This is a genomic window from Vibrio clamense (assembly GCF_050337905.1).
Taxonomy (GTDB): Bacteria; Pseudomonadota; Gammaproteobacteria; order Enterobacterales; family Vibrionaceae; genus Vibrio; species Vibrio cortegadensis.
This window is the reverse complement of sequence record NZ_JAKJTJ010000040.1, coordinates 1-11,214: the sequence shown is the minus strand read 5'-3', so window position 1 is coordinate 11,214 and position 11,214 is coordinate 1. Positions and strand designations below refer to the sequence as shown.

13 protein-coding genes and 1 pseudogene are annotated in these 11,214 nt (G+C 40.2%); 12 read left to right on the top strand and 2 right to left on the bottom strand.

All coding sequences use genetic code 11. From position 1 onward, the window contains the following. The 6 genes and pseudogenes from L4C39_RS19265 to L4C39_RS19240 form a co-directional block, all read left to right on the top strand. Positions 1-195, top strand: a pseudogene (locus tag L4C39_RS19265) (CatB-related O-acetyltransferase); the annotation flags it as partial. Between the two features lie 694 nt (positions 196-889). Then, positions 890-1,372 (top strand): putative signal transducing protein, encoded by a 483-nt coding sequence (locus L4C39_RS19260; RefSeq protein ID WP_429747527.1) that lies wholly within the window; start codon positions 890-892, stop codon positions 1,370-1,372. A gap of 714 nt (positions 1,373-2,086) precedes the next feature. Continuing rightward, positions 2,087-2,350 carry a hypothetical protein gene (locus L4C39_RS19255; protein ID WP_429747526.1) on the top strand — a complete coding sequence of 88 codons (264 nt, stop codon included), beginning with the start codon at positions 2,087-2,089 and terminating at the stop codon, positions 2,348-2,350. A 158-nt stretch (positions 2,351-2,508) separates the two neighbouring features. Next, entirely contained in the window at positions 2,509-3,039 is a 531-nt protein-coding gene (locus L4C39_RS19250; protein WP_429747524.1) for a hypothetical protein, read from the top strand. Positions 3,040-3,267: 228 nt separating this feature from the next. Next, a complete protein-coding gene (locus L4C39_RS19245) occupies positions 3,268-3,675 on the top strand; it encodes a hypothetical protein (RefSeq protein ID WP_429747522.1) in 408 nt (135 codons plus the stop codon). 182 nt (positions 3,676-3,857) lie between these two features. Further along, positions 3,858-4,391, top strand: a complete 534-nt coding sequence (locus L4C39_RS19240; RefSeq protein WP_429747520.1) for a hypothetical protein — start codon at positions 3,858-3,860, stop codon at positions 4,389-4,391. A gap of 717 nt (positions 4,392-5,108) precedes the next feature. Here the strand turns inward: L4C39_RS19240 and L4C39_RS19235 are convergent. Further along, positions 5,109-5,387, bottom strand: a complete 279-nt coding sequence (locus tag L4C39_RS19235; RefSeq protein WP_429747518.1) for a type II toxin-antitoxin system RelE/ParE family toxin — start codon at positions 5,385-5,387, stop codon at positions 5,109-5,111. Next, positions 5,384-5,668: a type II toxin-antitoxin system RelB/DinJ family antitoxin gene (locus tag L4C39_RS19230; protein ID WP_017051427.1), complete on the bottom strand. Its 285-nt coding sequence runs from the start codon at positions 5,666-5,668 to the stop codon at positions 5,384-5,386. Before L4C39_RS19230 ends, L4C39_RS19235 begins: the two co-directional genes overlap by 4 nt. A gap of 1,365 nt (positions 5,669-7,033) precedes the next feature. Between L4C39_RS19230 and L4C39_RS19225 the strand changes: the two genes are divergently transcribed. The 6 genes from L4C39_RS19225 (at position 7,034) to L4C39_RS19200 (ending at position 10,994) form a co-directional block, all read left to right on the top strand. Then, the gene (locus L4C39_RS19225) at positions 7,034-7,915 is read left to right on the top strand and encodes an NAD-dependent epimerase/dehydratase family protein (protein WP_429747516.1); all 882 of its coding nucleotides are present in this window, start codon (positions 7,034-7,036) and stop codon (positions 7,913-7,915) included. 182 nt (positions 7,916-8,097) lie between these two features. Beyond that, a complete protein-coding gene (locus tag L4C39_RS19220; RefSeq protein ID WP_113798884.1) occupies positions 8,098-8,688 on the top strand; it encodes a DUF1198 family protein in 591 nt (196 codons plus the stop codon). Between the two features lie 149 nt (positions 8,689-8,837). Beyond that, positions 8,838-9,143, top strand: a complete 306-nt coding sequence (locus tag L4C39_RS19215; RefSeq protein WP_429747513.1) for a hypothetical protein — start codon at positions 8,838-8,840, stop codon at positions 9,141-9,143. A gap of 54 nt (positions 9,144-9,197) precedes the next feature. Then, on the top strand, positions 9,198-9,521 hold the full coding sequence (locus L4C39_RS19210; protein ID WP_429747529.1) for an HNH endonuclease: 324 nt from the start codon (positions 9,198-9,200) through the stop codon (positions 9,519-9,521). Between the two features lie 154 nt (positions 9,522-9,675). Further along, positions 9,676-10,302 carry a hypothetical protein gene (locus L4C39_RS19205; protein WP_429747511.1) on the top strand — a complete coding sequence of 209 codons (627 nt, stop codon included), beginning with the start codon at positions 9,676-9,678 and terminating at the stop codon, positions 10,300-10,302. A gap of 266 nt (positions 10,303-10,568) precedes the next feature. Continuing rightward, positions 10,569-10,994 (top strand): hypothetical protein, encoded by a 426-nt coding sequence (locus tag L4C39_RS19200; protein WP_429747509.1) that lies wholly within the window; start codon positions 10,569-10,571, stop codon positions 10,992-10,994. The last annotated feature ends 220 nt before the right edge of the window (positions 10,995-11,214 follow it).

The window sequence follows — 11,214 nt, the reverse complement described above, 5'->3', positions numbered from 1 at the left end:
CCCTATAGTGTTGTTGGAGGAACGCCCGCGAAATTAGTTAAATATCGCTTTGATGAATCGATTATTGCTGAGCTTCTGAAAATGCGAATTTATGACTGGCCTTTGGAGAAGTTCGAAGTATTAAAGCGGTATCTGTGTGCCTCGGACATTCAGCAACTGAAGAGTGCAGTACTGGCGTACGATGGTCAAAAATAGCACATAACAAAGCGTTTAAGAGTGATTCCTCACGCTTGGCAGTTTCGCTTCGCTCAAGTATAGCCAAGCGTGCATCACACCTTAACGCGGCGTTATATTGCATAAGATTCAAAGGGTTAAATTATCCGTTTATCTTTGTTCTGCGTCCGAACTATACACCTGTTCTTTTCGTGAAAAATGCCATCAAAATACCCATCGCACGTAGAAAGTTTGTCGGCTAATTAGCTGCAACGTCACGCAAGTCTCCTCGTTAGTAATTTTTGTTGGCTCACGTTCATTTTGCGCGGCTTCTTTTTCGTGGAAGCTAAATTGAAAGTCGTGGTTTCAGCGCACTTTGTTGTCAGGTTTCTCGCTCGAATTCTTTGTCATTCTGGCGAATCGAATGACTCAAATTTGCCTAATTTCGTTTCTTAGCCAAGTGCGTTTTGTTGTTTGTGATTGAGTTTCGAACTATCCGTTTACATCTGAGTTCAAAGCCAGTAGATTTGTAGTTAATTCAGCACCTTGGCGCTAAACTTGGCTCTGTCGTGCGGGCAATATAACAAAGCATTTAAGAGGGATTCTCAACGCTTGGCATTTTTGTATCTACTTCAAATCTAGTATTTACGGTACAATACTTTAGGTCGGGTGGGGGCGTTGTTCACCCCTTAATGCGGCGTTATGGCGCAGGGCAAAATTCAGCTAAGGGAACTAGATGAGTGAGAAAATGAAAGTAGCCTTGAAGTGGTTGAAAGGACTTTTGGATGCAGAGAGCATTGAGTACCAAATTGTCGGTGGGCTAGCTGCAACTATTCATGGTGGCAGCCGTGAAATTGCAGACATAGACCTTTATATCCACAACTCTGATGCAAATAAGCTCTTGGCTCACGTATCTCAATTCATATCTAAACCGTTAACTCGTTATACTGAATACGGTTGGGATTTAGAGTATTTCCAGTTGGTTTACCAAAATCAAAAAATTGAAATCGGTTTATCTCAAAATACCAAAATCCAATCGTCATTGGACGGTTCATGGCATCAACTAGAAATCGACTTTGCAAAGTCAGTTGTCAAAAGTTATCAAGGCATTGAATTACAGGTTATGCCAGCTTATCAACTGGTAGAGTACAAACGAACATTGAGTAGGGAAGTAGACCTAATTGACATTCAGCAGTTAGCTTCAAGTTCAGCGCCATAACAAAGCGTTTAAGACGGATTCCCAACGCTCGGCATTTTTAGTTTGCTTTGAATTTAGTGTTTACGGCACAATACTTTAGGTGCAGTGGTCTGCGTTGCTCACCACTTAACGCGGCGTTATATTGCATAAGATTCAAAGGGTAAATTATTCGTTTACCTTTGTTCTTCGTTCGAGCTACACACCTGTTCGTCTCGTGAAAGTTGCCATCAAAATAATCATCGCACGTAGAAAGTTTGTCGGCTAATTAGCTGCAACGTCACGCAAGTCTCCTCGTTAGTAAGTTTTGCTGGCTCAAGTTCATTTTGCGCGGCTTCATTTTCGTGGGAGTTGCATTAAAAATTGTGGCATCAGCGCACTGTGCTGTCAGGTTTCTCGTTCGAATTCTCTGTCATTCTGGCTAATCGAATGGCTCTAATTTCAGTTCATTTCGCTTCTTAGCCAAGTGCGTTTTATTGTCTATGGTTGAGTTTTGAACTATCCGTTTTACATCTGAGTTCAAAGCCAGTAGATTTGTTGTCAATTCAGCACCTTGGCGCTAAACTTGGCTCTGTCGTGCGGGCAATATAACAAACAATTTAAGAGTGACTCCTAACGCTTGACGATTTCACTCCGGTTTGAAATTTGTGTCTACGGTGCAATGGTTTAGGTTAGGTGTCATAGCGTTGTCGCACCTTAATTGGGCGTTAGAGTTACCAATTGGTTTAGAGGTACAAGATGAGTGATGAAAGTAGTAATAGCGAATTAGATATTTCAGTCACAGCAAAGAAAGATGAGTTGTCACTTAAAGCCAAAGGTGCAGGGCTACTTGTTTTGATCGCAATATGTTTAATTGGAATCATCTTGCTTGCATTGAAGATGGCGGATAAAGAAACGAATACATTCATTATTATGGCGATTATTATTTTGAGCTATATAACCTACAATCTAATCGCTACCATGGATGCCGTTTTAGGATTAACAGTGAGAGTCCGTGAATAAGGTAACTCTAACAAAGCGTTTAAGACGGATTCCCAACGCTCGGCATTTTCGTCTTTCTTCATTTTAAGTGTTTATGTCACAATGGTTTAGGAAAGGTGGTTGGCGTTGCTCACCACTTAACGCGGCGTTATGTACCACCAGAGTTTTGAGGCAAAAAATTGAAGTATAAAGACTTGTCGAAAATTGCACTAGATCCATATAGCACAGATAAGAGTATCGATTTACTCAAGCTGCATGGGGTTAGTGCGCCTGATTCTGTGATTGAACAGTTTTATATTGATCATAATGCCAACAGTCGCTTTTTAGCTCTCTACGGTGATCTATTACTTCCTGATCTAAAGTGGGAGCTAGTTGATTTTGATACGACGAAGTTTTTGCAGATAGGTAGCAATGCTTCATTTCCTGATTTCCTTGAGGAGGTATCTGAAGATGCATCGCATTTCAACGACGTTGGAGAGGCAGTGATTGATTGCCGAGAGGAAGTACTCAATCATTGGAAAAAGCATGGCACTTGGTTAACTCCACCGATATTTCTAGATGCAAAAGTTCTTGGTGGTAAATCTGACATACCTCATTTAGTTGAGGGGCATTCAAGGGTTGGGTGCCTGCTTGGTATTCAAAAATATAAAATCATTCCTTTGGCTGACAGGCACAAAGTGTATTGGGGCTCTATTCGCAAAGGCACATAACAAATTGTTCAAGAGTGATTCGGCACGCGTGGCATTTTTGCTATGCGTCAGGTTTAGCGGTTAAGGTGGTATGCAGAGGCTTCGGTATTGCGTGCCTCACACCTTAACAAGGCGTTATACGACGTACGGTGTGAAAAGTCGTTGCATATCATTTTCTTATGTTTAACAATGCGTCTAATCGTTTGTGGAAATATTTTTCTAACTCTTTAACCCAAACGAGGAAGTGGTATGTTTCAAATATCTGACTTTTCAATAGTTAATGGTCGATTGACGGTCAAAAAGGATAGTTATGCTCTTAGCCAGATTAAGAGCGTTAAAGTTGTTGAAAATAAGGTGTCTTCGCACTTAATTAAAGCAACTGTTACTTCAGCTATAGTTTCAAGTATTTTGTGGTTGTTCGAGCCATTTTCTACTCCTTGGGGCTTTAGTATCAATGCTGGTTTAGTTGCTTTACTATTTACGTTCCCAGTTGTTTTATTCCTTTCTATCGTTCGCTCAAAGTACCAACTTCAAGTTGAATTTGAGCATCAAGATGAGGTTGGTCTCCAATGGATAACGGTTGCTAGCGGTAGAGCGGATCAAGAATTAACAGCGTTTAAACGAGTTGAGCAGGACTTGGCGCGTGATATCGTATAACAAACAATTTAAGAGTGACTCCTAACGCTTGCCGATTTTACTCCGATTTGGAATATGTGTTTACGGTGCAATGGTTTAGCTTGGGTGTTATAGCGTTGTCGCACCTTAATTGGGCGTTAGGGCTATATCTACATTATGCGGAATATCAATAATTATCAATGAAGGGAAAAGTAAGTTCATTTATGTATGATAAATTACTGAGCAAGTATTTGGAATACGCAGGCACAGAAGAAGCTCTAGCGGTTCTATTTGTGAAAAAACATCTCAATAAAGCAAAAGGATATTGGGTTGATATATCTGAATTTCGCAGGTACGAAATGTCCGAGGATGACATGCACTTTAAATTTGTGAACGGTGGCTTATACAAACGAAAGTTAAAGCCAAAATATCCCCCAAAATCCGATTTTATGATTAATGGTAAGTTTAAAGAGCGCGAATATTATCTGGCAATTCGAGCCATTACATGGGAAACAGCACATAGAGACATAGAGAAGCAAAAAAAGAAAAGGGTTAGGGCAATGAACTTCAAAATAACTGGGGTAAGTTACGATAAAAATCGTGGTAACAAAAATTACTTCAGAGCAGATGCTCCTCCTGAAATAAAGGCACTTGCTAGAAACCTCAATGATCGTACAAACCCTCTCTGGGATAGAGCTATGGCATATGTTAATGAGCCAGAGTTTGTTTATAAAATCAAGCAAGTCCAAATCTGCTAGAAATACGCACCTAACAAACAATTTAAGAGTGACTCCTAACGCTTGGCGAGTTCACTCCGGTTTGAATTTTGTGTTTACGGTGCAATGGGTTAGCTTGGGTGTTATAGCGTTGTCGCACCTTAATTGGGCGTTATATTGCATAAGATTCAAAGGGTTAAATTATCCGTTTATCTTTGTTCTGCGTCCGAACTACACACCTGTTCGTCTCGTGAAAGTTGCCATCAAAATGACCATCGCACGTAGAATGTTTGTCGGTTAATTAGCTGCAACGTCACGCAAGTCTCCTCATTAGTAAGTTTTGCTGGCTCAAGTTTATTTTGCGCGGCTTCTTTTTCGTGGGGACTTCATTGAAGTTGTGGCTTCAGCGCACTTTGCTGTCAGGTTTTTCGTTCGAATTCTTTGTCATTCTAGCTAATCGAATGACTCCAATTTCAACTCATTTCGCTTCTAAGCCAAGTGCGTTTTGTTGTTTATGATTGAGTTTCGAACTATCCGTTTTACATCTGAGTTCAAAGCCAGTAGATTTGTAACCAATTCAGCACCTTGGCGCTAAACTTGGCTCTGTCGTGCGGGCAATATAACAAAGCATTTAAGAGGGATTCTCAACGCTTGGCATTTTTGCTTCTACTTCAAATTTAGTGTTTACGGTACAATGCTTTAGGTGGAGTGGAGGCGTTGTTCACCCCTTAATGCGGCGTTAGTTGCCCTGCGAAACTATTAGTTTGCAGGAATTTTTTGCTTTTGATGTAGAACTCGCATTACACGAATAATTGAACCATCGACCCAGTATGAAATGATCATAGAGATTTCGGGGATAATTAGTAATCGGCCTCGAATACCATCTCGTTGAACACCCATTAAAGGTTGTTCAAGTAAGTTTTCAACTTTATCTTCAATGATTTCGTCAGTCTTTTCAGCTGCGTCAGGGTTGAAGTCATAAAGAAATTCAAATATTTTCTCACGATCATTCAATGATTCTTCTTCCCATAAAATCATTGATGGCCTCGATTGCGAATTTTAGCTTTTCGTTCAGCCATTCTAGTTTTTGCTGAGTCATGATCAACAAATGTAGCTTTCCCGGAGTCGAATTTCTCAAATGCTAAGTTTACTTGTTCAGTTATCCAAGAGTCATGAGATAATGTTTTTCGTTGTTGCTCCGCCATTTGCTCTGTAAGCTCACGGCAAGCATCGCTAAGTGTACGACCTTGGCTCTCCGCCATTTGTTGAGCTAAGCGTTTAATTTCGTCATCAATACGGAATTGAATTCTAGTATCCATGAATGGCTCCTAAGTTTTCGTGTGTACAAATGTTAGCACTAGCCTTGAGTAAGGGCAACTAACAAACAATTTAAGAGTGACTCCTAACGCTTGCCGATTTTACTCCGATTTGAATTTAGTGTTTACGGTGCAATGGTTTAGCTTGGGTGTTTTAGCGTTGTCGCACCTTAATTGGGCGTTATATTGCATAAGATTCAAAGGGTTAAATTATCCGTTTATCTTTGCTCTACGTTCGGGCTACACACCTGTTCATTTCGTGAAAATTGCCATCAAAATGACCATCGCACGTAGAATGTTTTACGGCTAATTAGCTGCAGCGTCACGCAAGTCTCCTCGTTAGTAAGTTTTGTTGGCTCAAGTTCATTTTGCGCGGTTTCTTTTTAGTGGGAAATTCATTGAAAATCGTGGCTTCAGCGCACTTTGCTGTCAGGTTTTTCGCTCGAATTCTTTGTCATTCTGGCGAATCGAATGACTCCAATTTCAGCTCATTTCGCTTCTTAGCCAAGTGCGTTTTGTTGTCTATGATTGAGTTTCGAACTATCCGTTTTACTTCTGAGTTCAAAGCCAGTAGATTTACAACCAATTCAGCACCTTGGCGCTAAACTTGGCTTCATCGTGCGGGCAATATAACAAACAATTTAAGAGTGACTCCTAACGCTTGGCGATTTCACTCCGATTTGAATTTTGTGTTTACGGCGCAATGGTTAAGCTTGGGTGATATAGCGTTGTCACACCTTAATTGGGCGTTATGTTTTACTAGGATTTCAATGGCTTAAATGCCTTTGAATCGTTCTTTGCCCCTTTAGCTATTCGTTGGGAGTAGACTCAGCAAATCACTATTGTCTACCCCAGTTCTTGAATCACTTAACCCGTAAACATGCCAAAATTCGTGGGTTGCTTCATTTAGATTTCGGGGTGGTTTGGTCATCTTGCTTCTTTGGCTCAAAGTCGCTTTTGGCATATTTCCCAATCAGCCAATAACCTTGGCTGTTTCCTCGGCAAATCGCCATTGTTCTGCGCTGCTTTTGCTAAGAAAGGGCGCTTGTTGAGGCGGGGTCAAGTTGCCTCATTAGCAGGGAAGTGGACTTACTCGTTTCTGGCTTGGCGCATCTGGCGGTCAAGTACGTTCGAGCTTGTGATTTGGTTCAGAAATCTAGGTCTCCGTTGCAGTTCTTTGCCAAATAAATCAGTCGTTTGTGTTAAAACATAACAAAGCATTTAAGACGGATTCTCAACGCTTGGCGATTTCAGCTTAGGTCTGCTTCAGTGCTAAATGTGGCAAGGTTTAAGGTTAGGTGGTCGCGTTGTTCACCACTTAATGCGGCGTTAGCTGCTTTGGGGTCAATAATTAGTAAGGTGTAGTAAATGAGAATATTGGTAACAGGCTCAGCGGGTAGAGTGGGGCGTGCAATCCATATCAAGTTAATGCGAACACATGACGTAGTTGGCTTTGATAAAACACCTTGTTCAACGGCTGATTATATTGGTGATATTCGTGATAGTGCGCTGCTCAATGAAGCTCTTGAAAATATCGACGTAATTATTCATACAGCAGCTCTTCATGCTCCTCATGTTGGCTTAGTGCCTGATTCAGAGTTTCAGTCTATCAACGTAGACGCAACCGAGAAACTGGCTTTGGCTGGTGTAAAAGCAGGCGTTAAGCACTTCATTTTTACCAGTACAACAGCGTTGTACGGTTATGCTTCAACACCTAAAGGTGTTACTGGTTGGGTGAATGAACAAATTATCCCTCAACCGAAATCGATTTATCACAAAAGCAAAATTGCAGCTGAAAACAAACTTAAAGAAATTTCAAATCTGTTCAATCTTCCTGTGACAGTGTTACAAATGTCTAGGTGTTTTCCAGAGCCCGCGGACTTAATGGCAGTATTTCGCTTAACTCGTGGTATCGATGCTCGTGATGTAGCAAATGCTCATTTATGTGCAGTAGAAAAACGTTTAAGTGGTTTTAATCGGTTTATCATCTCGGGTGCAACACCTTTTAACCCTTTGGATTGCGAAGCTTTATATAACGATGCAAGCTCAGTTCTCGCACAAAGGTGTCCTGAGATAGCTTCTGCCTTTAGACAAAGAGGGTGGCAATTACCCGAAACTTTGGATCGTGTATATGACTCATCGTTAGCACAGAACAAGTTAGGTTGGTTGCCAAAACATGGCTTTGAAAGTGTTTTAGAAATGCTCGATACAGAAACGGCAGAAGTTTTGCCAGTTTCAAAACGCAGCTAACAAAGCATTTAAGAGGGATTCACAACGCTTGGTATTTTTGTATCTACTTCAAATTTAGTGTTTACGGTACAATGCTTTAAGTTGGGTGGAGGCGTCGTTCACCCCTTAATGCGGCGTTATATGAAACCCAAAACTTTAATTACCCGTGATAGAATGTCATTCCCTATAGTTTGGAGGTGGTTATGTTCTGGTTTATTGTGATTGTCGTTTTGGTAGTTGTCGCTTACAAAGCTCTATCAAACGATATTAGAAAAACATCAAAGCTCATTGGACGTCGAATAAATATAAAGCCAACAATCATTACAGGCTGTATTGCAAAAATGCGTCAGGATGCCTCAGCAAGTATTTCTGGTCTAAGTAGGCAGAGAATGTTCTGTCAAATGGTCGCAAACTCTGGGCATAGTGAAGACAATTTAGCTAGGTATGTTAAGGTCATTTACATTTATCAGCTACTTAATAACCCTCATCGAGAAAATGTAAATTGGTGGTCTACAAGGATTGAGGAGTCTGGTTTATCTCCTGAAATTTCAGTTAAAGATAGAACTGATTTTGAAGTCTATTACGATATTGATCACAATGAATTTAAAGCGTTCGTCGAAGTTCATAATCGAGAGCTGAACAAGCCCAATGTCTCAGATATTGAAAAATTAGAATCTGAAGCAGCGCCTAGCTTTATCCATGAAACTGACGCTGAAGAGCCATGCTCTAACTGTGGCAGTTTAACTAATCGAGTTATCGGTAGTTATTATGTTTGTAAGGGCTGCACTTCGTAAAAATTCATATAACAAAGCATTTAAGAGGGATTCTCAACGCTTGGCATTTTTGCTTCTACTTCAAATTAAGTGTTTACGGTACAATACTTTAAGTTTGGGTGGTTGCGTTGTTCACCCCTTAATGCGGCGTTAACCCTCACGAGGAAATTATGAGTAAGGAAGAACTATTTCAACATGAATTGGAATCCCTTTATCGAGTTGTGGGTAGAGCTACTGGATATTGGGCTAATTACTACCTGAGGTCTGTAAGAAAAAATGGTGCTGTTTTACATGCGAAGAAAGAGTTGTCAAAAATAGATACCACCCAAGGTGGCTTCCAAACTTTGATAGAAGTGGGACGTCCGGAATTATCTATGGAATATTCCGTACTTAAACCTGAATTCAAATCGCTTTTCACTGAAATAGAGATCAATGAAGCTAAGCGACGTTTGTCGACTGTACCTGAATATGCATGACGTAAGGAGGTCGAAGCAGACCAAAACTTTTCCGGTGAATTAGTCGATAACAGCATTTTCACTGAGGGAGCAAAAAAGCAAGTTACAGTTAACTCCTATGAGCGATGCCCCAAAGCAAGGCAAGCGTGTCTTGATAAACATGGTTACAGTTGTAAAGTATGTGGCTTCTCGTTCTTAGAAGTTTATGGTGAGATCGGTAAGGGCTTCATACATGTGCATCATATCAAGCCATTGGCTGGAATATCAGAAAACTATGAAGTTAAGCCAACAAAGGATCTAGTGCCAGTTTGCCCTAATTGCCATGCAATGCTTCATACCAAAAGCCCACCGCTATCAATAGACGAATTAAAATCGATAATGGTAAAAAGTGAGGGTTAACAAACTGTTCAAGAGGGATTCGCAACGCGTGGCATTTTTACTATGCGTTGAATTTAGTGGTTAAGGTGGTATGCGGCGGCTTCGGTATTGCGTTGCTCACCCCTTAACAGGGCGTTAAATTCATCAAGGCACTTATAAGTATAAAGGTATATAAATGTTTGAAATTTTATTGGGTGGTATAGTTACTGTGGTGTTGGGAGTTTGTGTGAACTTAATAACACCTTACTGTCAAAGAATTATAGGGATTAAACCTCCTACTTTGCCACACGTACCCGAGAGTGAAGTCCCAGCATTGCCAGAATCAGGAGATGTAAATCTTGAAGAATGGAGAGCCAACAATAGAAGAAACTTAGCTAAGCTAACAAATACTATTTTCTTTTATGGTGTTTCGTATGCGTCGATGTATATGGCTTTTAGTATCCCTTTATATTTGCATGGTACAGTTGATTTGGCATCTTCAAAATTAGGTGTTAGCTATGTTGTAAATTATGATAATCGTTCAACTATATGCGCTTTCTTGGCAGTAATTGCCTTTATTCCTTTTTGGTTTCTATCAAAATTAGTCGCTAATCTAGTCGCTTCACTTGTGATTAAGTTTACATTTGTCAATGATGTAAAATATTATGCTTTTACCGTGCTAGCAATGTTCTTTTGGTCTTTCTTTATTGCTGGAAACGTATCGTGGATAATAAATTTTGATGCAGGGTGGGTTGATTCAATGACATTTCCCTTGTTCATATGGATTGCTTTCATGTTGTTTTCAGCCATGCGAGTAAGATAAATTTAACAAAGCATTTAAGAGTGATTCCCAACGCATGGTATTTTTCATTCCATCGTTGGGTGTTGTGTTTACGGTGGTATGGTTAAGTATCGTGGTTACGTTGCTCACACCTTAATGCGGCGTTAGCACTGGTCTGGTGTAAGTTGTCAAACTCTCCTCTTGTAGTGTACATATCGCATATATAATAAGAAGTTACGTTATTGCTGTTTCTTGATAGTGCATGCTCGATTATGATGACATTCAACTATCAGCCATTAAGGTTTCACATGAACAAATATATTACAGCTATTATTCTTGTTGCAGCACTATCAGGGTGTGAAGATGCAACTAAAGCTCTTGACCAAGCTCAAGAGGCGGCTAATCAAGCGGTTGATAGCGTGCAAGAGAAAATGTCAGAAATTGATTTAGATAATTTGAATTTAGAGCAATTTGGTGATGCAACAGAATCGGCAAAAGAGCTAGCGGTTTCAGTACAAGAGGCATTAGATGTTGATTTAAGCGACCAAGGAGCTTTGGCAGAAGCAAAAGATAACATTGCCAATGCGTATAGCTGTTTGGTTGATGCTTCATCTGAATCAACGGCCGAGAAATTAATGAATAAAGTTCTATCGACAATTGGTAGCGAAGAGACCAAAAGTTTAATCGAAAAAAGCATTGAGAAAGCTAAAGCGGCTAAAGAGTGCGTAATGTAAAGTGCTAACAAACAATTTAAGAGTGACTCCTAACGCTTGCCGATTTTACTCCGATTTGAAATTTGTGTTTACGGCGCAATGGTTTAGTCTGGGTTTTATAGCGTTATCGCACCTTAATTGGGCGTTATATTTTTTTCAGTTTCAGTGTTTACAAGGATTTAATATGAATTTGGATAAAGCTAAGAAACGTATCGCGAAACAGGTCAAAAAAGGAAAAAGG